This is a genomic window from Streptomyces sp. CA-142005, from assembly GCF_050942335.1.
In the GTDB taxonomy this organism is placed as follows: Bacteria; Actinomycetota; Actinomycetes; order Streptomycetales; family Streptomycetaceae; genus Streptomyces.
Map to the genome: position 1 here is coordinate 214,978 of NZ_CP192079.1, position 25,114 is coordinate 240,091.

The 25,114-nt window shown below is 70.2% G+C and carries 24 protein-coding genes; 11 read left to right on the top strand and 13 right to left on the bottom strand.

The features are described 5' to 3' along the window. Positions 1-90: 90 nt before the first annotated feature. The 6 genes from ACQPXS_RS47405 to ACQPXS_RS47430 all read left to right on the top strand — a co-directional run bounded on the left by ACQPXS_RS47405 (position 91) and on the right by ACQPXS_RS47430 (position 4,835). Positions 91-525 carry an ATP-binding protein gene (locus ACQPXS_RS47405; protein WP_433456629.1) on the top strand — a complete coding sequence of 145 codons (435 nt, stop codon included), beginning with the start codon at positions 91-93 and terminating at the stop codon, positions 523-525. Then, positions 522-899, top strand: a complete 378-nt coding sequence (locus ACQPXS_RS47410; RefSeq protein ID WP_433456631.1) for a hypothetical protein — start codon at positions 522-524, stop codon at positions 897-899. The genes ACQPXS_RS47405 and ACQPXS_RS47410 overlap by 4 nt, the downstream gene beginning before the upstream one ends. A gap of 127 nt (positions 900-1,026) precedes the next feature. Continuing rightward, on the top strand, positions 1,027-1,323 hold the full coding sequence (tgmA, locus tag ACQPXS_RS47415) for a putative ATP-grasp-modified RiPP (protein ID WP_433456633.1): 297 nt from the start codon (positions 1,027-1,029) through the stop codon (positions 1,321-1,323). Beyond that, the gene (gene tgmB, locus ACQPXS_RS47420) at positions 1,320-2,267 is read left to right on the top strand and encodes an ATP-grasp ribosomal peptide maturase (protein ID WP_433456635.1); all 948 of its coding nucleotides are present in this window, start codon (positions 1,320-1,322) and stop codon (positions 2,265-2,267) included. The genes tgmA and tgmB overlap by 4 nt, the downstream gene beginning before the upstream one ends. Beyond that, positions 2,264-3,382, top strand: a complete 1,119-nt coding sequence (gene tgmC, locus ACQPXS_RS47425; RefSeq protein WP_433456637.1) for an ATP-grasp peptide maturase system methyltransferase — start codon at positions 2,264-2,266, stop codon at positions 3,380-3,382. The genes tgmB and tgmC overlap by 4 nt, the downstream gene beginning before the upstream one ends. A gap of 883 nt (positions 3,383-4,265) precedes the next feature. Continuing rightward, positions 4,266-4,835: a MarR family winged helix-turn-helix transcriptional regulator gene (locus ACQPXS_RS47430; RefSeq protein ID WP_433445813.1), complete on the top strand. Its 570-nt coding sequence runs from the start codon at positions 4,266-4,268 to the stop codon at positions 4,833-4,835. Positions 4,836-4,869: 34 nt separating this feature from the next. On the opposite strand, the gene ACQPXS_RS47435 is transcribed toward ACQPXS_RS47430, so the two are convergent. Together ACQPXS_RS47435 and ACQPXS_RS47440 are read right to left on the bottom strand one after the other, a co-directional pair. Then, entirely contained in the window at positions 4,870-7,200 is a 2,331-nt protein-coding gene (locus tag ACQPXS_RS47435; protein ID WP_433445814.1) for a SpoIIE family protein phosphatase, read from the bottom strand. 64 nt (positions 7,201-7,264) lie between these two features. Beyond that, on the bottom strand, positions 7,265-7,948 hold the full coding sequence (locus ACQPXS_RS47440) for a TetR/AcrR family transcriptional regulator (RefSeq protein WP_433445815.1): 684 nt from the start codon (positions 7,946-7,948) through the stop codon (positions 7,265-7,267). Between the two features lie 117 nt (positions 7,949-8,065). Between ACQPXS_RS47440 and ACQPXS_RS47445 the strand changes: the two genes are divergently transcribed. The 3 genes from ACQPXS_RS47445 to ACQPXS_RS47455 are packed head-to-tail and all read left to right on the top strand — an operon-like array spanning position 8,066 to position 10,927. After that, entirely contained in the window at positions 8,066-9,187 is a 1,122-nt protein-coding gene (locus ACQPXS_RS47445) for an aminomethyltransferase family protein (RefSeq protein ID WP_433445816.1), read from the top strand. Positions 9,188-9,206: 19 nt separating this feature from the next. After that, positions 9,207-10,052, top strand: a complete 846-nt coding sequence (purU, locus tag ACQPXS_RS47450; RefSeq protein WP_433445817.1) for a formyltetrahydrofolate deformylase — start codon at positions 9,207-9,209, stop codon at positions 10,050-10,052. Between the two features lie 20 nt (positions 10,053-10,072). Beyond that, complete coding sequence (locus tag ACQPXS_RS47455; RefSeq protein WP_433445818.1) at positions 10,073-10,927, top strand: bifunctional methylenetetrahydrofolate dehydrogenase/methenyltetrahydrofolate cyclohydrolase; 855 nt, start codon at positions 10,073-10,075, stop codon at positions 10,925-10,927. 156 nt (positions 10,928-11,083) lie between these two features. Here the strand turns inward: ACQPXS_RS47455 and ACQPXS_RS47460 are convergent, their stop codons facing one another. Genes ACQPXS_RS47460 through ACQPXS_RS47470 form a run of 3 tightly spaced genes read right to left on the bottom strand, consistent with a single transcriptional unit; the run spans position 11,084 to position 14,188 of the window. Continuing rightward, complete coding sequence (locus ACQPXS_RS47460) at positions 11,084-12,034, bottom strand: hypothetical protein (protein WP_433445819.1); 951 nt, start codon at positions 12,032-12,034, stop codon at positions 11,084-11,086. Further along, positions 12,000-12,701, bottom strand: coding sequence for a gamma-glutamyl-gamma-aminobutyrate hydrolase family protein (locus tag ACQPXS_RS47465; protein ID WP_433445820.1), 702 nt, complete (start codon positions 12,699-12,701; stop codon positions 12,000-12,002). The genes ACQPXS_RS47460 and ACQPXS_RS47465 overlap by 35 nt, the downstream gene beginning before the upstream one ends. Continuing rightward, a complete protein-coding gene (locus ACQPXS_RS47470; protein WP_433445821.1) occupies positions 12,698-14,188 on the bottom strand; it encodes an aldehyde dehydrogenase in 1,491 nt (496 codons plus the stop codon). The genes ACQPXS_RS47465 and ACQPXS_RS47470 overlap by 4 nt, the downstream gene beginning before the upstream one ends. Before the next feature lie 111 nt (positions 14,189-14,299). Between ACQPXS_RS47470 and ACQPXS_RS47475 the strand changes: the two genes are divergently transcribed. Next, positions 14,300-15,010, top strand: a complete 711-nt coding sequence (locus tag ACQPXS_RS47475; RefSeq protein WP_433445822.1) for a type 1 glutamine amidotransferase — start codon at positions 14,300-14,302, stop codon at positions 15,008-15,010. Positions 15,011-15,015: 5 nt separating this feature from the next. Here the strand turns inward: ACQPXS_RS47475 and ACQPXS_RS47480 are convergent, their stop codons facing one another. Then, positions 15,016-16,122 carry a class II histone deacetylase gene (locus ACQPXS_RS47480; protein WP_433445823.1) on the bottom strand — a complete coding sequence of 369 codons (1,107 nt, stop codon included), beginning with the start codon at positions 16,120-16,122 and terminating at the stop codon, positions 15,016-15,018. A gap of 93 nt (positions 16,123-16,215) precedes the next feature. Further along, positions 16,216-17,673: an APC family permease gene (locus tag ACQPXS_RS47485; protein ID WP_433445824.1), complete on the bottom strand. Its 1,458-nt coding sequence runs from the start codon at positions 17,671-17,673 to the stop codon at positions 16,216-16,218. A 526-nt stretch (positions 17,674-18,199) separates the two neighbouring features. Between ACQPXS_RS47485 and ACQPXS_RS47490 the strand changes: the two genes are divergently transcribed. Then, positions 18,200-19,441, top strand: coding sequence for an RNA-guided endonuclease InsQ/TnpB family protein (locus tag ACQPXS_RS47490; protein WP_433445825.1), 1,242 nt, complete (start codon positions 18,200-18,202; stop codon positions 19,439-19,441). Positions 19,442-19,480: 39 nt separating this feature from the next. Here ACQPXS_RS47490 and ACQPXS_RS47495 read toward each other — a convergent pair whose 3' ends face one another. From ACQPXS_RS47495 to ACQPXS_RS47520, 6 genes are all read right to left on the bottom strand, one after another. Next, positions 19,481-19,693 (bottom strand): ferredoxin, encoded by a 213-nt coding sequence (locus ACQPXS_RS47495; protein ID WP_433445826.1) that lies wholly within the window; start codon positions 19,691-19,693, stop codon positions 19,481-19,483. A gap of 58 nt (positions 19,694-19,751) precedes the next feature. Next, complete coding sequence (locus tag ACQPXS_RS47500) at positions 19,752-20,933, bottom strand: cytochrome P450 (RefSeq protein ID WP_433445827.1); 1,182 nt, start codon at positions 20,931-20,933, stop codon at positions 19,752-19,754. 209 nt (positions 20,934-21,142) lie between these two features. Continuing rightward, on the bottom strand, positions 21,143-21,778 hold the full coding sequence (locus tag ACQPXS_RS47505) for a TetR/AcrR family transcriptional regulator (RefSeq protein ID WP_433445828.1): 636 nt from the start codon (positions 21,776-21,778) through the stop codon (positions 21,143-21,145). An 81-nt stretch (positions 21,779-21,859) separates the two neighbouring features. Continuing rightward, the gene (locus ACQPXS_RS47510; RefSeq protein WP_433445829.1) at positions 21,860-22,705 is read right to left on the bottom strand and encodes a fumarylacetoacetate hydrolase family protein; all 846 of its coding nucleotides are present in this window, start codon (positions 22,703-22,705) and stop codon (positions 21,860-21,862) included. An 11-nt stretch (positions 22,706-22,716) separates the two neighbouring features. After that, positions 22,717-23,643, bottom strand: coding sequence for a 3,4-dihydroxyphenylacetate 2,3-dioxygenase (locus ACQPXS_RS47515; RefSeq protein WP_433445830.1), 927 nt, complete (start codon positions 23,641-23,643; stop codon positions 22,717-22,719). Next, on the bottom strand, positions 23,636-25,099 hold the full coding sequence (locus ACQPXS_RS47520; RefSeq protein ID WP_433445831.1) for an aldehyde dehydrogenase: 1,464 nt from the start codon (positions 25,097-25,099) through the stop codon (positions 23,636-23,638). The genes ACQPXS_RS47515 and ACQPXS_RS47520 overlap by 8 nt, the downstream gene beginning before the upstream one ends. Positions 25,100-25,114: the final 15 nt, after the last annotated feature.

Genomic DNA, 25,114 nt, shown 5'->3' on the forward strand with positions numbered 1-25,114 from the left:
TTGGGAGCAGCGGTGACGAGCGCACCACCCTTGAGAACTGGCTCGGCGACGCCGACAGGCGGCCCCTGCATAGAGCGTGGGCGCCCCCGCGTGGCCGAAGACCTGATGAGTGTGTGCTTCTGCGTCTCCCCGGGCAGCAACGGGCGCGACGTCGCTGAGCCGGACGCCCGTCGCGTGCAGATGGCCCGCCGGGTCACCGCGGCCTGGCTGCGCTACTGCGGTCTGCCGGACCTGGTCGATGACGCCACGCTCATCGTGTCCGAGCTGGTCACCAACGCCGTCGTGCACGGCAGCGGATCACAGGTCACCCTCACCCTCGCGGTCCGCGACGGCTTCCTGGACCTCGCCGTGCACGACGAGACGCCCGGCGATTTCACGGTGCAGAACGTCGGCAGCGACGCCGAGCGCGGCCGCGGCCTGTTCCTCGTTGGCCACCTTGCCGGCGCACACGGCGGCGGGTGGGGAACGAGGGATGAGGGGGCCACCATCTGGTGTCGCCTCGCCCTTGCCGGGACGTGTCAGTGAACACGCGCGATGCGTCCGCTGACCTCGAGGCGGCGCCCATCGACGCTGACCTGATCCGCCAGAGCTACAACACGGTGCTGCTGGCCACCGGGCACCTGCCGCAGGAGCAGCGGGCGCGTCTGGCGGGGCTGCTGCGCGGGCACGCCGGGCTTCTCCTGCCCGAGGTCGAGGGCCAGGCCCCGCACATGCGAGGCGAGTGGTGGCACACCGCGGAGCACGTCGTGCGCCGCACGCACAGGGCCCTCGACGTCACCGTCGCCGAGTCGCGTCGGGCTGACCGCCTGGACGATCTGGCATCCCTGACTCGCTCACTCCTCATGCTGCACCAACAAGCGGCGCCGCCGCGGCCGCTCACAAGCTCCGCCCGCTCCTGACCAGGCAGTCGGCACGGGCGGAAGTGCCGGCGCTGGGGTTACCCCCCTTGCGAGCCCCAGCGCCGGCCGCACGGTCCACGGCCCGCCACCTGGGCGGGCCAACCCCTTTCGACACGAAGGAGACAAGATGTTCGTCCACGCCGACCGCATGCCGACCAGCACCGCGGTCCCGCAGGGCTTCGCCACCCATGTTCCTTGGGGCGTCGGCCGCATGGCCCCGTACCCGACCATGGCGCCGGAATACGCGCGCGTCATGCTGGACCCGGCCACCCAGACCGCCGTGTTCTTCGACGCGTCCGGGCACGTCATGGAGGCGCCCGGGCACGGCACCAGCACCGGCACCACCCCGGCCACGGGTACCAGCCCCGACGGGCAGGGCCAGGGCAACACCGACTCCGACCAGGGCAGCGACAGCGACCAGTGAATGACTCGCGTCCGGTGCTGGTCGTCACCAGTCTGTACGACCCCACCGCCGATGTGGTGATACGCGAGCTGCACGACCGGGGCGTCCCGGTCGTGCGGTTCGACTCCGGGGACTTCCCCGCATCACTGTCGGTGGAGGCCGAGATCACCTCACGCGGCGTGAAGGGGCTCATGCACACCTCGTCGCGCACCGCCGACCTGACAGCCGTCCGCTCCCTCTACTACCGGCGCCCCACAGGGTTCGCCTTCCCGCACCTGAGCGAGCAGGACGCACGGTTCGCCCTCACCCAGGCCCGGTACGGACTCGGCGGGGTACTGGCCTCCCTGCCCGGCTGCCTGTACGTCAACCACCCGCACCGCATCGGCGACGCCGAGTTCAAACCGTCCGGGCTGGCCGCGGCCGCCGCTGCCGGGTTCTACGTGCCACCCACACTCATCACCTCGAGCCCGGACGCGGCCCACGCCTTCATCAAGCGGCACGCCCCGGTCATCTACAAGCCGCTGTGGAACCCCGTCTACCAGATCGACGGTGTCTCCTCCGTCGTGAAGGTCGCCGAGGTGACACCCGAGGACATAGACGACCGCGTGGCCGGCACGGCGCACCTGTTCCAGCAGCTGGTGCCCAAGACGGCCGACGTGCGCCTGACCGTCATCGGATCCCACATCTTCTGCGTCCGCATCGACTCAGACCTTCTGGACTGGCGCACCGACTACCGCCGACACACCTACACCCCGGTCGATCCGCCTCCCAGGATCGAACCGGCCCTTCACCGCTACATGGACCGCTTCGGGCTCCTCTTCGGCGCTTTCGACTTCTGCGTCGGCGAGGACGGGCGATGGTGGTTCCTGGAGTGCAACCCCTCCGGCCAGTGGTACTGGCTGGAAACCGAGACCGGCCTGCCGATGCTCGCCGCCCTGGCAGACCTGTTGGAGAGGACGAAGTGACCGATCAGACCCTGCTGCACAAGCAGCTCATCGACACACTGACTGCCCAGGGCAGCCTGCGCGCCGAACCGTGGAAACGCGCGGCCGAGACCGTCCCCCGGCACGAGTTCCTACGCGGCGGGTTCTTCCGCCGCGTCGAGGGTGCCGCACCGGCAGCGTGGGCGCCGGTCCTGGACGACGACCCGGCATGGCTCAAGGCCTGCTACACGGACGAGTCACTGGTGACCCAGATCGCCGGAACGATCGCGCCCACGGACATCCGGGGCCAGATCATGCGTCAGCCAACGAGCTCCAGCACCCTGCCCTCCCTCGTCCTGCGGATGCTGGAAGCCCTCCAAGTCGAGCCGGATGCACGGGTGCTGGAGATCGGCACCGGAACCGGCTACTCCACTGCGCTGTTATGCGCGCGCCTCGGGGATGAGCGTGTCACCTCCATCGAGTACGACCAGGAAGTGGCCTCTCGGGCACGCGCCGCCCTCGCCCGGCTCGGCATGTATCCCACCCTCGTCACCGGTGACGGCCTGCTCGGCTACGCGGAGGGTGCACCGTACGACAGGGTGATCGCCACGTGCGGGGTGCGCACGCTGCCGGAAGCGTGGATCGAGCAGACGCGGCCCGGCGGCATCATCCTGGCGACCGTCGGCGGCTGGCTCGCAGCGTCGGAGCTGGCGCGGCTGACGGTCCACGACGACGGCACGGCGTCGGGCCCGCTGCTGGGCGGGCAGGTCAGTTTCATGCTCGCCCGCCCGCAGCTGCCGCCTCCGCTCGGGCTTCTGCCAGATCTCAGCGCGGGCGTGGTGCGGGAAGCCATCGTCGGCGCCGACGTCCTGGACGACTGGACGGCACGGTTCGTCGTGCAGGCCGCCGTACCGGCCGCGCAGCGTCTGACGCTCACGCAGGACGGACGAGAGCAGCACGTCCTGGTCGACGTCGGCTCCGGCTCCTGGGCGGCCATGCACGAAGAGGATGGCCGCTGGACCGTCCGCCAGGACGGCCCCGATCTGCTGTGGGACGCTGTCGAGGACCAACTCGGCCGCTGGCGCGCCAGTGGTGCGCCGCCGCTGGAGCAGTGCACCGTCCACATCGCCCCCGAAGGGCAGACCATCCGCTGGTAGATCCTCCCGGTACGGCCCCGCTGTCTGCCTCCCCCGTGGTGGATGGGCGGGGCTTTCTGCTGCCTCCGACCACCCCGCCACGCACCGGCCCAGCCCGGGACGCAGACGGGCCCGTCCTCACCGCGTTCGAGGAGGAGCTCACCTGCCCATGGGCGCTGTACCCCACGTGCGGCGGATCCCGCCGGTCTCGAAGGCGGGCCCGCCCCGACGCGGCCGGGCGCTGCGCTCGACGGAGCGGGGCGACGTGGGCGGGCGGCGGCGCTGGGCTGGCAGCTGCATGCCGTCGTGGGCCGCCCGATGCCGGGGCCGTGACGTGGGCGGGCACCGTACCGCCTCGGAAGCGTCACGGCGTCCCAGTCGAGGTCGACGAGCGGTACGGGCGGGTGAGGGCGTGGATACGGCGCCGCGGCAGAACCGTCCGACGGTGGAAAAACTGATGTTCACGGCCCCGTTCGGAATCCAATATCACGCTTCGCCGGCCGGCACCGGCGCGTTCTACTCCTTTCTGTTCCGGACGGCTGATATGGCGGCGACGGCACAAAGGCGCCAGCTCCATGGGCCCGTAATTTCGGGACCCACACACACGAGCCAGGAGGCACCATGACCGCTAAGAATGCGGGCCTCTCAATCGAGGAGCATCCGCTGTTGCGTACCCTGCGGACGCATGGGACATGCCCGTCGAGGGCTGGCCACAGCCCTGCGCAGCCTGTTCCGCGCACTCAAGCGCGAGCGCGTGATCTTCCGCAACCCCGCCTGGAACCTCCCGGTCTGCGACATCAAGGGGTCGACCCTCATGAGGGCGAGGGCAACGAGGCATCGTATATTTGGGCCCGAACAATTCCGATGTCTCATGCCTTCGCAGGCGGCCCGAAGGAGTGTGCTCGTGCCTGGCCATCGATCCATCGCCGAAGCCGAGAAACTGGCAGCGGCCAGACTCGGCGGTATCCCCGTCCGGCATGACCAGATGGCCGTTGTCGCCAACATCTATCGCGCCGCCTCGGCGGTGCGGCAGCACCTGGAGAACTCCGTGCTGCGCGGCGTCGACCTGACCTGGACCGCCTTCGTGGTGCTCTGGGTCATCTGGATCTGGGGCGAGTCGGAGACGCGGCACGTGGCCGAAGAAGCCGGGATTTCCAAGGGCACGCTCACGGGGGTTGCCCGGACGTTGGAAAGACGAGGGCTTGTGCAGCGAGCAGACCATCCCACCGACGGGAGGCTGGTGCTCCTGAGCCTGACCGACGAAGGGCAGGAGCTGATGCAGCGCCTCTTCCCGGCGTTCAACGAGGAGGAATCCTTCGTCACCGGGCGGCTCAGCGACGCGGACTGCCGGGCCGTCGCCGACGGACTGCGCCGGGTGGTGCTGCAGGTGGAGGAGAACGGCGAGGAGCGCCGCCAGGATCTGTTGGGCGGTGCCGCCCCCGCACCACGCCGCAGCGGCCGCCGTAAGGCCTGAGCCGCGACAGTCCCGGACGAGGGAGCCCGGATCGCTACAAGTCGAATTGTTCGCCTGCGAAGATTCCTGGCATCTGGGCTGGAACCAGCGACACCTCGGTCCAGATGGTCTTGCCCGTTGGCGTGTACCGGGTTCCCCACCGCTGCGTGAGTTGCGCGACCAGGAACAGACCTCGGCCGCCCTCGTCCTCCATCGCGGCCCGCCGCAGGTGGGGCGAGGTGTGGCCGCCGTCGGAGACCTCGACGATGAGGCCACGTTCCCGGATGAGCCGTAGGCACACCGGAGCGCCGCCATAGCGGATCGCGTTGGTGACCAGTTCGCTGACGACGAGCTCGACGACGAACGACGCGGCTTCGTCGACTCCCCAGGCGGCCAGCTGATCAAGGGCCAGCGCCCGCGCTCTTGCCACTTCTCCGGCGTCGGAGGCCACGTCCCACGTCGCCACCAGATTCTCGGCCAGGGCGTGGACGCGGAGCAGCAGCAGTGCGGCGTCGTCCTCGGGGGGCTGGGGCAGGAGTGTGGTGATGACCTTGTCGCATGTCTTGTGCAGTTGGCCGTCCTCGGGCCCGGCGAGTGCGGTGCAGAGAGAGCTGACTCCCGCGTCGATGTCCGTGTGACGGTTTTCGACGAGTCCGTCGGTGTAGAGAGCGAGCGTGGCGCCTTCCGGCAGCTCGATGTCGGCGCATTCGAAGGGCAGGCCGCCCAGGCCGAGGGGCGGTCCGGCGGGAAGGTCCACGAGCTCGGCGTGTCCGTCGGGGGTGAGGAGCACGGGCGGCAGGTGGCCCGCCCGCGCCATGACGCAGTGCCGGGAGACGGGATCATAGATCGCGTACAGGCAGGTGACTCCCAGTGCCTGGTCCTCGGCCTCGGCGGGCCCGGAAGGCGGGGCGCCGGTGCGCGCCACCAGGTCGTCGAGACGGGCGAGCAGTTCGTCCGGTGCGAGGTCGAGTGCCGCGAGCGCCGCGACGGTGGTGCGCACCCGGCCCATGGTGGCGGCCGCGCCCGTGCCGTGTCCGGCGACGTCGCCCACCACCAGCCCGACGCGTGCCCCGGAGAGGGGGATGACGTCGTACCAGTCCCCGCCGACGCCGGCGGGCCCGGCCGCGGGCAGATAGCGGTGAGCGACCTCCACGCCGGGCTGCTGGGGCAGGGTGCGGGGGAGTAGATCACGCTGGAGCGTGAGCGCGGTCGCGTGTTCTCGGGTGTAGCGGCGGGCGTTGTCCAGGCAGACCGCGGTGCGGGAGACGAGCTCTTCGGCGAGCTGGATCTCCTCGTGCTCGAAGGGGTCGGCGTGTCGGGAGCGTGCGAAGGCCACCACACCCAGGGTGGCGCCACGGGCCTTGAGGGGAAGGGCGAGCGCATGGGTGGCCGCGTCGGTGGCCGGCGCGTTCTCGGCCAGACACCGCAGGCGGACGGTGTCCAGTGCGTCGTCCGCGGTGTCCTCGGCCGCGGCGTGATCGGTGCGGTGAGCCACCCGGCACAGGGTGGGCCGGGTGCCGAAGTGTTGTGGTTCCTGCCCGCTCAGGACGGCTTCGACGATGTCCACGGTGACGGCGTCGGCGAACTCGGGGACCACGAGTTCCGCCAGATCTTGGGCCGTGCACCGGATGTCCAGGGTCCTTCCGATACTGCCGCTGGCCCGGCTGAGCAAGGCGAGACGCTGGCGCGCCACATAGCGGTCGGTGATGTCGAGGCCGGCCTCACAGACTCCGATCGGCCGGCCGTCATCGTCCTGAAGCCGGAAGTAGGAACACGACCAGACGCGTTCGTGACGGGGGTCGAGGTAAGTGGGGCTGCGGTAGCGGACGTCAATCTCGGGTGCGCCGGTGCGGGCCACGCGCTGGACGATCTCCTCGACGCTCGTGGCTGTCCCGTCGGCCTCCCCCAGCACCTCGCCCTGCGGCAGGATGTCCTTCACGAATCTGCCGACAGCGTCCTCCAGCGGGATTCCGAACTGTTTTTCGATCGCGGTGTTGATCCAGCGCACCCGAGCGTCCGTGTCGTAGACCACCAACTGGACGGGCGCTTCCCGATCGAGTCCGTCAAGCATGGCCCGGCCGATGGCCTCCCGGTGCGCCAGCTCGGCGTCCACGGCCGTCAGCAGCCACCCGGTCGCACCCGCCCCCAGGGCGAGCGGGGTGAGAGACAAGGACACGGACACCGGGCGGCCATCACCACGGCGGACCGGCCGAGGGCCGAGCGACCATGCCGCACCACCGCCACCAACTGCTGAGACGCCGGCACCCGTCTCGGTGTCGGCCAGGACGGCGTCGGCGGGCCGGCCCAGGACTTCTTCGGACGCCAGACCGAACAGCTCCTCGGCTTCCCGGCTCCACCCGGTGAACCGCAGGTGCTGGTCCAGCACCGCGGTCGCACCGACGGGCGCCGGTATGACTGAGGAAAGCCTGCCGTGCGGCCGGACTGGCTGGTCACGCCCTTGGAAAATGCTCGTCATCGCCGCTCCTGAAGCGGGTGCAGGAGAGCTTCGGCTCATTCAATGTACCGCCGGTCGCCCTCGGTGACGCCTGCGCGCGATGGGCCGCGAGGAGCCGGCGCAAGGCGTCGACACTCTCCTCGGTACGCTCCGGTGCGCCGGACGTGACCTGGTGGAAGACCAGGCCGTCCAGGGCCGCGAAGACGATCTCCGTCATCTCCTGCGACACGTCGAAACAGGCCAGTGCCTCGCGGACGGCATCGCGGTAGGCGTCGTAGAGCAGGTCGACGTGGTGGCGCAGTTCCGGCCGTCGGCTGGATTCGAGCTTCAGCTCGTACTGGAACGCCTGCAGATCCGGATCGGCGGCGATGAACGCGGCCAGCGTCGCGGCGAAGTCCTCCAGGCGGCCACTGGTGGGCACCAGCGACGACGTCTCGATGCTGCGTCGCACAGCCCAGCCCAAAGCCTCTTCGAGCAGGGCGTCACGTGATCCGAAGTGGTGGACCACGAGGCCGTGGGTCACCCCGGCCTCGGCAGCCACGGACCGGTACGTCAGCTTCCGCAGGCCCCCTCGGGCCACGACCTTGAAGGCCGCGGCCAGCAGGGCCTCCCGTCCCTGGCCGTATCCGGGCCGGGTGTCCTGGCCACCGGTCTCCTCCTCGATCACCGTCTCGGTCATGCACCCCCCTTTCATTTCCGCCGCACACGCCGACAAGGGAATCTATCCTATTGACAAGTTATCCGAATGGATAGATTCTCGGCGGTGCCTCACTTCCTCCGCCTCACTGGAGTTCCCATGGCCCTGCCCGAAGGACTGCGCAGCACCCCGTTCTCCCCGCGGTACGACGACCGCGTCGAGGAGTGGATGGACGTCTACGGCCATGCCGTGCCCCTGTTCATCACGGACCCGGCCGAGGAGTACGAGGCATTCCGCACCGCCGCCGGCGCGCTGGACTACTCGATGCTCTACAAGTGGCACGTCGAGGGCGAGGACGCGCTCGCCACCGTCGACGCCGTCTTCTCGCGGAGCGTCCGCGGGCTCGGCGCCGGTCGTATCGCCTACGGCGTGGTCGTCGACGCGGACGGCTTCATGATCGACGACGTGACCGTGGCCGTCCTCGCGCCAGGCCACGTGGTCGTCACCGGCGGCAACCCCGCCACCCAGCAATCGCTGACTGCGCACGCCCCCGACGGCACCACGGTCACCGAGCGTCGCGACGAATTCGCCGTGCTGACCTTGCAGGGACCGCGCAGCCGCGAGGTCCTCCAGCGGCTCACGCACGTCGACGTCTCCAACGCCGCCTTCCCCTATTACACGTTCGTCCGGGACGTCCTGGTCGCCGGCATCGGTGCGCAGGTCAGCCGGATCGGGTTCACCGCCGAACTCGGCTACGAGGTCCAGGTGCCGCGCGAGCGGGCGCTGGACCTGTGGGACGCGGTCCTCGACGCGGGGGCTGACCTCGGGGTGAAGGCCGCCGGCGCGCTCGCCCTGCTGACGTGCCGCACCGAGGCCGGAATGATCATGGGTGAGCTGGAGTACGACCACACCGTCACCCCGTTCGAGTGCCGGATGGGCTGGGCGGTCGACTTCGACAAGGGCGCCTTCCAGGGCCGCGACGCGCTGCTCGCCAAGAAGGGCACCGCGCCGGGGCGTGTGGTCAGCGTCGTCGTGGACGCCGCACCCGAGGCGGCCGAGGGCGCGCGGCTGGAGCTGGACGGACGGGACGTCGGCTACGTGACGATGGCCGTGCCCTCGCCCGTACTCGACGGCGCCACCCTGGGGCTCGCGCGCGTGCACCGCGACGCGGTGAAGTCGGGGACCGTGCTGACCGCGGTCGCCGCCGACGGTTCCAAGGCCGACGCCACGGTGAAGCCCACCCCCGTGTACGACCCCGAGCGCACCCGCGTACGGGCCTGAGCCGGAAGGCACCGCAGCCATGCAGCGCTACATCCTGACCGTCAGCTGCCCCGACCAGCCTGGCATCGTGCACGCCCTGTCCGGTGGCATCACCGAGGCCAAGGGCAACATTGTGGAGAGTGCCCAGTTCTCCGATCCCGGCACCGGCACTTTCACCATCCGGGTGCTCCTGGAGACCCCGCAGGCCGACGTCGAGAGCCTGCGGGACGAGCTCTCCCTGCGCCTGGCGCGCTTCGACCCCGTGCTGTCCCTGCGGCCGGAGCAGCAACGGCGCCGAGCCCTGCTGATGGTGTCGAAGTTCGACCACTGCCTGATCGACCTCCTCTACCGCTGGCACCTGGGCGAACTGCCCGTCGACATCCCGCTCATCGTTTCCAACCACCCCGACCTGGCGCCCATTGCGCAGCGCTACGGCATCCCGTTCGTCCACCTCCCTGTCACCCGCGACACCAAGCCGGAGGCCGAGGCCGAACTGCTGCGGCTGGTCGCCGAGCACCGGGTCGACTTCGTGGTCCTCGCCCGCTACATGCAGGTCCTCTCCGACGACCTGTGCCGCAAGCTGTCGGGGCGGGTCATCAACATCCACCACTCGTTCCTGCCGGGCTTCAAGGGCGCCAAGCCGTACCACCAGGCCCACGACCGGGGCGTCAAACTCATCGGCGCCACCGCCCACTTCGTCACCGCCGACCTGGACGAGGGCCCGATCATCGAGCAGGACGTCGTGCGCGTCGGACACCGGCACACCGCGCCGGAGCTGGTCGCCATCGGCCGGGACGTCGAACGGGTCGTCCTGGCGCGGGCGGTGCGCCTGCACGCCGAGGACCGGGTCGTGCTGACCGGCTCCCGCACCGTTGTGTTCTCCTGACCCGAGAGGTTCCTACGACCATGACCACCGCGACGCTGCTCGACGGCAAGGCCGCGGCAGCCGAGATCAAGGCCGAACTCGCCGGCCGGGTCCAGGCGTTGCAGGCCCGGGGCGTCACCCCGGGCCTGGGGACCATCCTGGTCGGCGACGACCCGGCCAGCCACTCCTACGTCGGCGGCAAGCACCGCGACTGCGCCCAGGTCGGCATCGCGTCGATCCGGGTGGAGCTGCCCGCCACCGCCTCCCAGGCCGACGTCGAGGCCGCCGTGCTCCGGCTCAACGCGGACCCGGCCTGCACCGGCTTCATCGTCCAGCTGCCGCTGCCGGCCCACATCGACACCCACGCCGTACTGGAACTCATCGATCCCACCAAGGACGCCGACGGGCTGCACCCGACGAACCTCGGGCGCCTCGTGCTCGGCATTCCCGGGCCGCTGCCCTGCACGCCCCGCGGCATCATCGACCTGCTCCGCCGCAACCAAGTGGCCATCACCGGCAAACAGTTCTGCGTGATCGGCTGCGGCATCACGGTGGGCCGTCCGCTGGGCCTGATGCTGACCCGAAGCACCGAACACGCCACGGTCACCCTGTGCCACGAGGCCACCCAGGACACCGCGGCCCACGCCCGGGTCGCCGACGTGGTCGTAGCCGCGGCAGGCGTGGCCCACCTCGTTGGGCCCGACTGGATCAAGCCGGGCGCCACGGTCCTGTCCGTGGGCATCACCCGGACCGTGGAGGGCATCCTCGGGGACGTCCACCCGGACGTCGACCAGGTCGCCGGCTCCCTGGCCCCACCGGTGGGCGGAGTGGGGCCGATGACCCGGGCCATGTTGCTCACCAACATCGTCGAGGCCGCCGAGCGCGGCCGGCCCTGACGGGGAAGCCGCGGGGCCGAGCCTGTTCGGGCTCGGCCCCGCAGCCGTGTGCGCGCCAACAGGGAAGGCACCGACGGCGCCGGGGCCGGGCAGGCAGTACGCGCGCATGCTCGCCGTCTGCCCCAGCCCACAGGGCCCGGCGCGCCGTACGCACGATCAAAGGCGGCCGGCGTAGAAGGTGTAGCGCTCCAGCGGTTCTCCCTCGTGGCCCCACGGCCAGGGCGTCACCAGGCCGTCGATCGCGGTGAACACCGGGCGGGCGTCACCCGTGCGGCCGGCGCGCACCAGGCAGTAGGCAAGCAGCCCGAGGTCGGCGACGGCGGCGGCCTGGCGCAGGCGTCCGGGGCTCAGCCAGGAGGTCAGCGCCTGATCCACCCATCGTGCGACGTGCGGTTGTGTCCAGTAGCGGCTCGCCCCCAGCGCCCGGACTCCTCCTCCGTCCAGGTCGCGGTGGTACTGCCGCACGGCGGCCGTCAAGGGCAGGCATGCCGCCGGAGCGTCCGGCGGCATGACGGCGACGACGTCGTCGAGGAAGTCCCGCAACGCGCTCTGGCTCCCCTGCTCCTTTGGGGAGAGGTAGCCCAGGATCTGCAGATGCGCCTCCCGGTGCCACGGCTCACGCGCACGGATCTCCTCCCAGAGCGGTGCGAGCTCGGCACGGGGCCGCCCCAGCGACCGCAGCGCCGCCAGCGCGCCCACCCAGGGCGTCGGATCGCCCGGACGCGCCTCGGCGGCGAGGCGGCAGAGCGCCAGGGCACCCCAGGGATCCGTGGCCAGTTCGGCCCACCCGGCGAGAACCAGCGCGTCAGGGTCGCGCGGCCGGCGCTTGTGCCACCCGCGGGCCAGCGCGGGAGCAGCCTGCGCGAGCACGGAGATCCGGTGGCAGCGACGGTCCCAGTCGGGCCCGGTGTCCCGCAGGAGCTGCTCGATCCGGGCGATGGCGAGGTCCTGTGGGCCCGGGCCCCGCAAAGAGGCGATACCTCTGAGCACCCGGCCAAGGGCGGCATCGTCGAGTTCCGGGGCCAGCCGGGGCTTTGGCCGCCTGGTGCTGCCGAAGAGTGCCATCGCGGTGTCAGCGTCTGTCGTGGGCGGCTCGGACGAGGGCATCGAACAGTCCCTGCTGGGTGGGGTCCTCGTGCGCGGTGTCCTCCGGGTGCCACTGGACGGCGGTGAACCATCCGTGGACACCGGGGAGTTCGAGCCCCTCCACGGTGCCGTCGGCCGCGCGCGCGGTGACCGCGAGTCCCACGCCGGCGCGGTGGACGCGCTGGTGGTGGTAGCAGGACGCCTCGACCTTCTGCGCGCCGGTGGCCTGCTCCAGCAAGGTGCCACGCTGGATCGCCACGGGGTGGACGACATGCCGGTGCTCCCGTTCTGGGCCGCCCATGTCCTGCTCCAGGGTGCCGCCGAGGGCGACGTTGACGACCTGGAGTCCTCGGCAGACCGCCAGCAGCGGCAGGCCCGAGTCGATGGCCTGGCGGGCGACCTCGATGTCGAAGTCGTCCTGGAGGTCGTCGACGTCGTAGACGCTCTCGTGCGTGTCGGTCGCGCCGTAGCGGTGCGGGGCGAGGTCTCCGCCGCCGGGGAGCAGGACGCCGTCGAAGCGAGCGAGACGTTCGGCCACGTCTGCGGAGGCGGGGTGGATGCTCGCCGGTTCGCCGCCCGCCCGCCACACCGCCTCGATCAGCGCGCGGGCGCCCACCTCGGCGGCGTAGCGCAGCGCGGAGGTCGTCGCGGAGAAGCGGGCGGGGATCGCGATCAGGGGTCGGGTCACAGCTGGATCCAGGTGGTCTTCAGTTCGGTGTACTTCTCGATGGCGTGGGCGGACTTGTCGCGGCCGTTGCCGGACTGCTTCATGCCGCCGAAGGGGACGGTCAGGTCGCCCTCCTCGTAGCAGTTGACCCAGACGGTTCCGGCCCTGAGCGCGCGGGAGACCTGGTGAGCGGTGGACAGGTCGGAGGTCCACAGGCCCGCGGCGAGGCCGTACTCGGTGTCATTGGCGAGTTCAACAGCCTCGTCGAGGTCGTCGAAGGTGAGGACGGACAGGACGGGGCCGAAGATCTCCTCGCGGGCCAGTTGCATGCCGGGGCGCACGTGGTCGAAGACGGTGGGGCGCAGGAAACTGCCGCCGGTCTCGGCCAGGGTGCGGCCGCCGCCGACGCGCAGGCGGGCGCCTTCCTCGAGACCTGTCTCGATGTGGCCGAGGACCCGTTCGAGGTGACTCTCACCGGCCATCGCACCCATCTCGGTCGCCGGGTCGAGTGGGTCCCCGACGACCAGTTCCCGGGCTCGCGCCACGATCGCGTCGGTGACCTGTTCGGCGATGGAGGAGTGCACCAGCAGCCGGGAGGGGGCGGTGCACATCTCGCCCTGGTTGAAGAAGATGCCCCAGGCGGCGGTGGCAGCGGCCTTCTCCAGGTCGGGCGCATCCGGGAAGACGATGTTGGGGGACTTGCCGCCGAGTTCGAGCCAGACCCGCTTGAGGTTGGAGTCGGCCGCGTAGTGCAGGAAGTGACGGCCCACGGCGGTCGAGCCGGTGAAGGCCAGGACGTCGACGTCGGGGTGGAGACCGAGAGCGCGCCCGGCGACGGGGCCCTTGCCGCCCACCACGTTGAGCACACCCGGCGGCAGGCCGGCCTCGGTGGCGAGCCGGCCGAGCAGCAGGGCGGAGAGCGGGGAGTTCTCCGACGGCTTCAGTACGACGGTGCAGCCCGCCGCGAGTGCCGGAGCCACCTTCCAACCGGCCAGCGTCAGGGGAAAGTTCCACGGCACCACCGCGCCCACGACACCGGCCGGCTCCCGGGTGACCAGCGCGAGGGCATCGGGGGCGGTGTGGGGCGAGGCGTCGGTGAGTTTGTCGGCCAGCTGCCCGTACCAGCGGAACGTGCTGATGACGGCGCGCAGCTCGATCTCGTACGCGTCCGTGATCGGCTTGCCCATCTCCAGGCTGACGGTCAACGCCAGTTCCTCGCGGTGCTCTTCGAGCAGGTCGGCGATGCGCAGCAGGATCCGGCCGCGGTCGGCCGGTGCGAGGCGGGGCCAGGGGCCGCAGTCGAAGGCCCGGCGGGCGGCGGCCACAGCCGCGTCCACCTCTTCCGTGCCCCCGTCGGCGACCTGGGTCAGCACCTGGCCGTCGCGGGGCGAGACGGCGGCGAAGGTCGCCCCTCCCCCGCCCTCGTCGGCACCGTCGATGTGATGCGCGCCGGCCAGGTCCAGTGCCTTGGCCCGGCGCAGCCATTCCTCGTGGGTGATGTCCAGCATGCAGAACCTCCGGATATTTTATTTGATTCCAAACGATATGGTGTGGGCTCAGCCGTCACAAGCGTTCACGGATCGATCCGACGGGTCCGTGAACCCGGGAGGGAGCCCACCGTGCGCGCACTCGTCATCCAGCACGACCACGTGACCGACCCCGGTCCGGTCGGGGCCCGGCTCGCCCGGCGCGGATACGACCTGCACGTCGTGACCGTCGTACCCGAACACCGCCACCACGCGCCGGACGTGGCCTTCGACTTCCCGGCGGCCGACGGCTGGGACCTGATCGTGTCGCTCGGCGCGCCCTGGTCGGTGTACGACGAGACGGCCGTGGGTTCCTGGATCGGCGGAGAGCTGGCGCTGTTGCGCAAGGCCCACCACCTCGGTGTCCCGGTGCTCGGGGTCTGTTTCGGCGCGCAGGCGCTGACCACCGCGCTCGGGGGCTCGGTCGAGGCGTCGCCGCGCCCGGAGATCGGCTGGGTCCGGGTCGACACCGACGATCCCCAACTGATCGGCCCGGGCCCGTGGTTCCAGTGGCACTACGACCGCTGCCTCCTGCCACCCGGAGCCGAGGAGGTGGCCCGCAACTCCGTGTGCACCCAGGCGTTCCGGCTCGGGCGGAGCCTGGGGGTGCAGTTCCATCCGGAGATCACGCCCACCACCGTGCGCCGGTACCTGGAGCTCGGCGGCGCCGAGCAGTGCCTGCAGCACGGCGTGGACCCCGGGGAGCTGCTCACCCGGACAAGGGACCTGGCGGCGACGGCCCGCGCGAACGCCCGCCACCTGGTCGACGGGTTCCTCGACCGGGTGGCGGGCACGGCCGGCTGACCGTCTCATGCGGGCAGCACCAGCGCGGCGACCTCGTCGACCAGCGCCTTCTGGTGGGGCGCGAGGTCGTGTCCCGTCATCCCGCCGACCACCGGGAACAGCGCGTCGTCCAGCACCTTCACCCCGGCCAGCGTCTCGATGACGGCGTGCCCGCAGAACGGCACATAGAAGGGGCTGTAGCCGCCCTCCTGCACCATCGCCACCCTGCCGTCGCAAACCTCCGCGGCGACCTGGAGGACCTGCTCGGTCATGCCCCGGAAACCGCGGCTGGTCACCAGCTGGCGCGCGAGCGGGTCCATCGCGCCTGGATCGAACCCCGAGGCGACGACGATGAGTTCCGGGGCGAAGGCGCGCAGGGCGGGTACGACGACCCGTTCGAAGGCGTAGAGGTAGCCGAAGTCGCCGGTACCGGGCGGCATCGGAATGTTGATCGCGCTGCCTGGCGCCGATGGACCGCCGCGTTCCGTGAGATGCCCGGAGCCGGGCGGGAAGCAGCCGTCCTGGTGCACGGAGAGGGTCAGGACGTCGGGCTCGTCCCAGAAGACGGACTGGGTGCCGTTGCCGTGGTGGACGTCCCAGTCGACCACCGCGACCCGCCGCACACCCAGGGCGGCACGGGCGTGCGCGACCGCGATCGCCACGTTGTTGAGCATGCAGAACCCCATGCCGGTGTGGGCCGGGGCGTGATGCCCGCATGGGTGGACGAGCGCGTAACCGTTGTCCACCCGTCCGGTGACGACCGCTTCGACCAGTTCGATCGCACCGCCCGCGGCGAGCGCCGCGATCTCGTAACCGCCCTTGCCGAAGGGGGAGATGCCGTCGCCGGCGTCACCCCCCTTGGGCAGGGTGCTCTCACGCCGCAGTCGGCCGACGTGTTCGGGGGTGTGGACCCGCAGTACCTCTTCCTCCGTGGCATGTCGTGCCTCGACGCGTTCCAGATGGCCGATCAGGCCGGACACGGCGACGAGCTCGTGCAGCCGCCGCTTGGTGTCGGCGTGTGCCACATGGTGGCCGATCGGCTGGAGCCCGGCGGCCGGATCGGCGGGGAACAGCCCGCCGCTGCCGCTGTCGACCCAGCCGAACAGCTCGTGCCACACGTATCCCGTGCTCAATGAATCCTCCGTGGGCGGGTGGGAGCCGGACGTGGCCGGCCCGGTCCCGGGAGAGCGGGAACCGGACCGGTCACACCGCGAGAAGCAGCGTCCTCAGACCTGGTCCGTCGCCCGGTCACGCGTCACGCGGGCGGCGACGACGCCGAGGACCAGGACCGCCGGGACGGCGAGTTCGAGCCAGGTCGCCGTGGTCGAGTCGCCGCCGATGAGGGTCGTGAAGTTGGCCAGGATCAGCCAGATCGCACCGGCGATGCCGAGCGCGCCCAGGATGGGGGCGATCAGAGTGTTCCAGGGGCGGGCATCCAGCCGCTCGCGCCGGAAGAACACCACCACCGACACGGAGGTCAGCAAGTACAGGAGCATGATCCCCAGCACGGCCACCCCGCTGAACCACGAGAAGAGGGTCAGCACCGGGTCCTTGCCCAGCAGTGCGAAGGGCATGACGAGCAGCAGGGAGAGCACGGTCTGCACACTGCCCGCCACCCACGGGGAGTGACGCCGGTTGATCGCGGTCAGCCCGTGGGGCAGCAGGCCGTCGCGGCCGAGGGAGAAGAGGTAGCGGTTGGCGGAGTTGTGGAAGGCCAGGATGCCGGCGAAGAGGGAGGTCGCCAGGAGGATCGGCAGCACGTCGCCCACCCATGCGCCGAACTGCGCGGTGATCGGTGCGAAGACCCATGCCGTGGCGTCACCGTTCGCCAGCGCCTTGCCGGCCTCAGCGGTGGCACGGGCGGCGCCGTGGGCGGAGACCAGCATCCACGAGGTGAAGGCGAAGAAGCCGGTGATCACGGCGACGGAGAGATACGTGGCCCGGGGCACTGTCCTGCGGGGCTCGCGCGCCTCCTCGCCGTAGATGGCGGTGGCCTCGAAGCCGAACATCGACGCGACGGCGAACATCAGGGCCACGCCGGGAGCACCCTGGAGCGCAGCGTGCGGCGAGAAGCTGTCGGCGAAACCCAGCCCCTCGGGGCCGCCGCCCTTGAAAAGGGTGACCAGGGCGAAGACGAGCAGGATGCTGAACTCGGCCAGGACGAACACGGCCAGCACCTTGGCCCCCATCTCGATGCCGGCCGCGCCGAGGACCTGGACGATCGCCATGGTGACCAGGGTCCAGACCCACCACGGGGCGTTCAGACCGGTGTACTGCTCCACCAGGGCGCTGACGATCGATCCGTACAGCCCGTACATGGCCGCCTGGACCGCGCAGTAGGCGAAGAGCGCGACACCGGCGCTGCCGGACCCGGTCGGACGGCCGAGCCCCTTGCCGATGTACGTGTAGAAGGCGCCGGCGTCCACAACATGGCGTCCCATGGCGACGAAGCCCACGGAGAACAGCAGGATGACGATGCCGGCCCCGGCATAGGCGGCGGGCGTACCCGCGCCGTTGCCGATGGCGACGGCGATGGGCACAGCCCCGGCGATGCCGGTCAGGGGGGCCTGTGCGGAGAGGACGAAGAAGAGGATGCCGAGGACGCCAAGGGAGTTGGGCTTGAGTCGGCCAGCGGTGGGTTCGTCCTGCACGGTCTGGTTTTTCTGGACCGTTTGACTGTCCACGCGGATCACCTGCCAGGGGAGCGGAGCGAAGGAGGTTTATTTTGGAGCCAAACGAGTTGCCTCATAGTGAGGCGGAACTATCCACATGACAAGGGGTTGGGTGATGATTTTCCGCTACCGCTACCGTCCGGGAGGACATCCCCACGGGAACCGGCGGGGCCATCCGGCCGAGCCCTCGGGCGCCCGCCCGAGGGCCGCCGCGGTAGCGGCGCCAGAACGGCAGCGGAAGTCCGCCGCGTCACCCTTCGGCGGCGAGACGGCCGGACAGCCGTCGTCGACGACCTCGACACATCAACCCGGCAACCGGGCAACCCGGCGGCCATCGGTGACCTGTCGATGCCCGGCTACCGGAGATCATTCGAAGTGCTCCGGCCTTCAGGCCGGGGGTGAAGCGAATCTTGTGGCTGCGACGCGGAGCGTCGCGGTCTCGTTCCGGCGGAGCCGGACCCTGCTCGTTCGTGACGCTGATGGATCGTTTGCATGTTCCCGGTGACGACGTGGGTTCGACGTGCCTAGTGTGGTCGTCATGCAGCTCCGGTACGCCTTCAGGTTGTACCCCGACGCCGCTCAGCAGGCCGCGCTGGCCAGGGCGTTCGGGTGCGCACGCGTCGTGTTCAACGACGCCGTGCGTGCCCGCGAGGACGCCCGCAAGGCCGGGGAGCCGTTCCCGACGGCCGGGCAACTGTCCACATGCCTGATCACGGAAGCGAAACGGACTCCGGAACGGGCCTGGCTGGGTGAGGTGTCGGCCGTCGTCCTCCAGCAGTCCCTGCGCGATGCTGAGGCCGCGTACAAGAACTTCTTCGCCTCCCTCAAGGGCACCCGGAAGGGGCCGAAACTGGGCCCGCCCCGGTTCAAGTCCCGCAAGGACGCCCGGCAGTCGATCCGGTTCACGGCCAACGCCCGCTGGAGCATCAGTGACGCTGGCCGTCTGAGCCTGCCGAAGATCGGCGCGGTGAAGGTGAAGTGGTCCCGCACCCTGCCCGCCGCCCCCACCTCCGTCACCGTCATGAAGGACGCGGCCGGCAGGTACTTCGCGTCTTTCGTCATCGACACCGACCCCGCAACCGATGCGATGCGGATGCCGGAGACCGACAACACCATCGGCATCGATCTCGGCCTCACGCACTTCGCGGTCCTCTCCGACGGCACGAAGATCGACTCCCCGCGTTTTCTGCGGCGCGCGGAGAAGAAGCTGAAGAAGGCCCAGCAGGAGCTGTCCCGCAAGCAGAAGGGAAGCAAGAACCGCGCCAAGGCCCGCCTGAAGGTCGCCCGCGCCCACGCCAAGGTCACCGACGCACGCCGCGAGTTCCACCACCAGCTCTCCACCAGGCTGATCTCCGAGAACCAAGGGATCGCCGTGGAAGGCCTGTCGGTGGCAGGACTGGCCCGCACGCGCCTGGCCAAGTCCGTGCACGACGCCGGATGGTCCTCGTTCATCAGCATGCTGAAGTACAAAGCGGAACGATACGGGCGGACCCTGGTGAAGATCGGCCGCTTTGAGCCGACCTCCCAGATCTGCTCCACCTGTGGCGCCATGGACGGGCCCAAACCCCTGCACGTGCGGGAATGGGCCTGTAGGGCCTGCGGCATCGTCCACGACCGGGACCACAATGCCGCGATCAACATCAAACAGGCCGCCGGACTGGCGGTATCGGCCTGCGGAGCGCCGGTAAGACCAGGAGCAATCCCGGCACAGCGCGAAGAAACAGGAAGCCACGGATTCCCGACCGGAAACCGTGCCGCGAAGCGGCACAGCAACCGGTAGAGAAGGCCAGAATCCTCGTTCTTCAGGACGGGAAGCATGTCAATCGTGGACGGTGATGGCCTGCAGCGGGCAGACGTCCGCGGCTTCCTGCACCTCGTCGACGTTCGCCGCGTCCAGCTCCGCCGTGTACAGCTCGGTGGCCTCGTTCCGCAGGGACAGGCGTCCCTGCTCGTCCAGGGCGAAGAGTTCGGGGGCGGCGTAGACGCACTGGCCGTGGTCCTGGCACTTCTTGAGGTCGACTTCGACGCGCATGATGGCTCCTGGTGTGGTGCTGTGCTGTGTGCTGGGGGGAGGAACGGCCGGCGTACGGTCAGCGCAGCCGGATCGGCAGGTGGGCGATGCTGCGCAGGAACTCGGTGTGGGTGAAGGTGGGCTCACCGGCGAGTTCGATCGCGCTGAAGCGGTTGACCAGCGTGGTGAAGACGACGTCGGCCTGCGCGCGGGCGAGCACCTGTCCCGCGCAGCCGTGCTGGCCCGAGCCGAAGGCCAGGTGCTGGCTCGCGGCGGCCGGACGGTTGTGGTCGAAGCGGTCCGGGTCGGGGAAGGCTTCCGGGTCGCGGTTGGCGGAGCCGATGAGCAGGACGAGGACCTCGCCGGCGGGCACGGTCGTGTCGCCGATGACCGTTTCCTGGGTGGTGAGGCGGGAGACCATCTGCTCGGGGGTCTCGATGCGCAGCACCTCGTTGATGAAGCCGGGCCGGATTTCCGGCTGGTCGCGGTAGATCCCGATGTACTCGGGGTGTTCGGCCATGTGCCGGATGCCCTGCACGATGAGGTGCTTGATGTCCAGGTGACCGACGGCGAAGAAGAGCAGGATCGAGAAGATGACCTCGTTCTCGGTCATGTTCCCCGCGTCCTGCTCGGCGAGGAAGTGGTCGATCAGTCCGCTGCCGGGGTGGGCGCGCTTGTGGGCGATGAGGGCGCGGTTGTGCTGCTCGTACCACTCGAAGGCTTCGCCGGTGACCCGCCAGTCGTCCTCGTCGGACCCGGGCCCGAGGCTGACGCCGATGTCATAGGTGGCCTTCTGGATCTCCAGCATCTTCGTGGGCTCGACACCGAAGATGTGGCAGATGGTTTCGAAGGTGGAGCGCAGGGCGAGGTCGTCCACCGCGTCGAGCGTGCCGCCCGCCTCGACCGCCTTGTCGAGTACGGCGTCCACGGACGCCTGCATCGCCTTGGACCACTCCTCGACCGCCTTGGGCGTGAACCAGCGGTTGGTGATGCGGCGCAGCCGGGTGTGGTCGGGGGCGTCCTGGCCGAGCACCGTGTCGTGCAATGGATCGGCCACACCGAAATCGAGCTTGCGGACACTGAGGGTGGGGTTGCGGATCAGCTTCGCGACGTCCTCGTAGCGGGACACCACGTACACGCCGATCGGATGCCGGTAGACGGGCGCCTCCGCGCGGAGCCGGGCGTAGTACGGAGCGGGGTTCGCCCGGTAGCCGGGGTCGCGGAACGGAAGCAGCTCGGCTGCGGGAGCCTCGATGGTCATGGGGATCTCCTAGGGATGCATGGCGGCCGCGGACGGTCCCTGCCATGCAGGCGAGAATTATCCATCTGGAAAGATGCGTCAATGCTTCCGGCGGCCGTAACCAACTCTTTACTCGTACGGAATCAAACGAGATCATCGCGCGGAACAGCGAAAGGCTCCGGACGCGGAACGTCCGGAGCCTTGGAAAAGAGCAGGTCAGAGGGGTTTTTTCAGCCGTCCTCGGCGGCACGGTCGCCAGCAGTGTCACCGTTGGCGTCGAGGAATCTCAGCAAGGTGCGCAGCTCTTCCAGTGCGGCATCCGTGACCTCGGGCTCACCGAGGACGAGCTGGTGCAGTACGAGGCCGTCGAGCGCGGCGAAGACCAGCCGGGTCAGTGCCTTGTCCGCGCCGGCGGGCAGCATGCGGGTCAGTTCGCGCTGGGTGGCGTCGAAGTACTCGTCGTACAGTGCGCGGATCTGGGGCAGCAGCTCGGGGCGGCGGCGCGATTCCAGCAGCAGCTCGTACTGGAACGCCTGGATGTCCGGATCCGCCGTGACCATCTCCGACAGCCCCGCCGAGAAGTCCGCGACCTTGCCGGTGCCCGGTTCGAGCGCACTGGTGTTGAGGGAGGTGCGGATGGTGTGGGCGAGGGTCTCCTCGATCAGGGCGTCGCGCGAACCGAAGTGGTGCACCACGAGGCCGTGGGTGACCCCGGCCTCCTCCGCGACGGCCCGGTAGGTGAGCCTGCGCAGGCCGCCCCGCGCCACCACACGGACAGCGGCGTTCAGCAGGGCTTCCCGGCCCTCGCCGTAGTGCAGGCGCTTGCGTGAGGGCCGGCTCTTGGGGGCGTCGGTGGACTCGGTCATGGGGGCGACCCTACCTGGGCGGGCGGCCGCACCGGACGCCTCGGTCGGCAGGCCCGGTGCGGCGCCGTTCATGGGCGTCCGTCAGCGCCTGGGCGGGCGGATGCCGCGGAACTCCCAGTCGCCGCCGAGCGCGGTGGACAGGACCTCCTCGGACTCGGTGGGCTGGGCGCCGACGTCGGTACGGATGGGGGTCGGGCCGGTCACGATGCGGTTCGTCAGCCGGCCGAGCCCCTCCACCTCCACCTCGACCACGTCGCCGGGCTGGACGGGCCGGGAGTTGGCGGGGGTGCCGGAGAGCAGGACGTCACCGGGGTAGAGGGTGATGGTGCGGGCGATGTCGGCGACGAGGTAGTGCATGTCCCACTTCATCTCGTCGGTCGACCCGTCCTGCACCACCTCGCCGTTGACGTAGGTGCGCAGGCGCTTGCCGTGGAAGTCCCAGTCGGTGACGAGACCGGGGCCGAGCGGGCAGAGGGTGTCGGAGCCCTTCACGCGGAGCATGGACCCGGCGTCGGTGTCGCGGAAGTCGTGCAGGCCGTAGTCGTTGGCGATCGTGTAGCCGGCGATGTACTCCCCCGCCTCGGCCGGGGAGATGTTCCGCGCGGTCTTCCCGATGACGATGGCGACCTCGCCCTCGTAGTTGAGCCACTTGCAGCCCTCGGGGCGGACGACGGCGCCCTTGTGGGAGTTGAGGGAGGAGGTCGGCTTGTGGAAGTACGTGGGAGTGTCGGGCAGGTCGATCCGGAACTCGTCGACGCGGCTGCGGTGGTTGAGGTGGACGGCGATCACCTTGGACGGCACGACCGGCGGCAGATGCTGCGCGTCCTCGATCTTGAGGCGGCGGCCGTCCCCGGCGACGAGCTCATCGCCGTCGACGGTGACCTGGACGACCGCGCCGTCGAGGAGGATGCGGCGGTACTCGGGCATGACGGGCCTTTCTAGATACGGCTGTGAGGGGTGCGCGGGGAGGGCAGGCCGGCGCCGGTCCAGCCGTCGGCCGGGCGGTCGAACCAGAGGTGGACCTGACCGGTGCCGATGGAGTTCTCGTACTCCCCGTACTGCCGGGCCTTGGCGACGCACGCCTGCTCGCCGAGGGCGCCGGCCATCATCAGGTAGTGGAAGAACTTCGCCTCCGGCTTGTACTTCGAGAACTCCGGCATGGTGTCGAGGACCTTGTCATGGCGGCCCTCCTTGAACCAGGCGATCCGCTCGTAGTCGGCCGCGCGCGCTTCCGGCGTGAAGATGTGCACGGGGTCGCTCGACTCGTGGTCGCGCAGCTCGCGCAGCGGCCAGAAGGTGTGTGACAGCGCACCGGAGGCGATGAGCAGGACCCGGCGGCCCGGGGTGGCGGCGATGCCGTCGGCCAGCGCCCGGCCGAGGCGCAGGTGGTCCTCCACGTCGCCGGTCTGGCAGACCCCGATGGTCACCCACCGCTTGTCGGGCAGCCCCTCGCCGAGGAACTTCCAGAGGTTGATGGTGGCGTAGTAGATCGGCAGGTACTCGTCGTCGATCGCGGTGATCCAGGTGCCGTGCCTGTCGGCGAACTTCTCGATGTTATGGGCGAGTTCCTGGTCACCCGGGAAGTCGTACGGCATCCGGCACATGCCGCGCGGCAGCTCCTCGGAGGTGAAGAGGCCGGCCCTGCGCGCTTGCGCGGTGACGACGAACTCGACCGTCGTGGCCCAGTGGGAGTCCAGCACGACGACGGTGTCGTAGTCGTCGCGCTCGAAGACGTCCTTGCGGAGCTGGTGCAGGCCGGTGACGAGGGTGATCTCCTTGCCCCCGTTCAGCTCCAGCCGCGTCTCCTGCGGAAGCACGATGGTGGGGACGTGGGCGAGCAGGCCCGCCCCGACGATCTCACCCATGGTTCCTCCAACCGTTCGGCGCGGTCACGGTGTTCTTCACGTCGCAGTAGAAGTCGAAGCTCCAGGTGCCGCCCTCGCGGCCGACGCCGGAGTGGCGGGAGCCGCCGAAGGGCGCCTGCAGGTCGCGGACGAAGAAGCAGTTGGTCCAGACCGTGCCTGCGACCAGCTGGGCGGTGACGCGTTCGGCGCGCTCAGGGTCACCGGTGGCGAGCGTGGCGGCCAGCCCGAAGCGGGTGTCGTTGGCGAGGCGGACGGCCTCGTCCTCGGTGGCGAAGGTCTGCAGGGTCAGGACCGGTCCGAAGACCTCCTCCTGCACGATCTCCGAGTCCTGGGCGACGTCGGTGAGGAGGGTCGGCGCGTAGTACTGGCCGTCCCCCCGGTGGCCGCCGATGACCGCGCGGGCCCCGGCCGCGATTGCCCGCTGCACGAACCCGTCGATCTTCTCCAGCTGGCGCGGGTGGATGTTCGGCCCGATGTCGGTGGCCTCGTCACGCGGGTCGCCCTGGGTGAGCTGCCCGGCCTTCGCGACGAAGCGGCGGGTGAACTCCTCGGCGACCGACTCCTGGACCAGGAAGCGCGTTGCGGCCAGGCACACCTGCCCGGCGTTGTCGTACTGTTCCACCGCCAAGTCGACTGCGAGGTCCAGGTCGGCGTCGGCGAACACCAACAGGGGTGACTTGCCGCCGAGTTCGAGGCTGAGCGGGGTCAGGTTCGCGGCAGCCGAGGCCGCGATCCGCTTCGCCGTCGGCACCGAACCGGTGAAGCTGATCCGCCGCACGTCAGGGTGCGAGGTCAGGGCGTCACCGATCTCCGAGCCGTACCCCTGCACGACGTTCAGCACCCCGGCCGGCAGCCCGGCCTCGGCGGCGATGTCGGCCAGCAGGGAGGCGGTCAGCGGGGTCCACTCGGCGGGCTTGAGGATGACCGTGTTGCCTGCGGCGAGAGCGGGGGCGACTTTCCACGTGGCCAGCATCAGGGGGGCGTTCCACGGGGTGATCAGAACGCAGGGGCCCGCCGGGTCCCAGCTGACGTGGTTGGTGTGCCCGCGCGTCTCGAAGTCCTCGTGCTCCAGCTTCAGCAGCCAGTCCGCGAAGAAGCGGAAGTTGTGGGCGACGCGGGGCATGACGCCCCGGCGGTGGGAGCGGAGCAGGGCGCCGTTGTCGCAGGTCTCGACGATGGCGAGCTCTTCCAGCCGCTTCTCGACGCCGTCGGCGACGGCGTGCAGGATGCGGGCACGTTCGGCGCGGTGGGTCGCGGCCCAGGCGGGGAAGGCGGCCTTCGCCGCGGCCACCGCGGCCGCAGCCTCCATCGCGGTCCCCCGGGAGATCTCCCCCAGAAGGCTGCCGTCGATCGGCGAGACATCGGTGAACGTTTCGGTGGAGGCGACGCGCTCGCCGCCGATCCAGTGCCGGGTGTCGACGGCGACCCCGGCCACCGTGAGGGTGTGCTCGGTCATGTCCGGTCTCCAAGT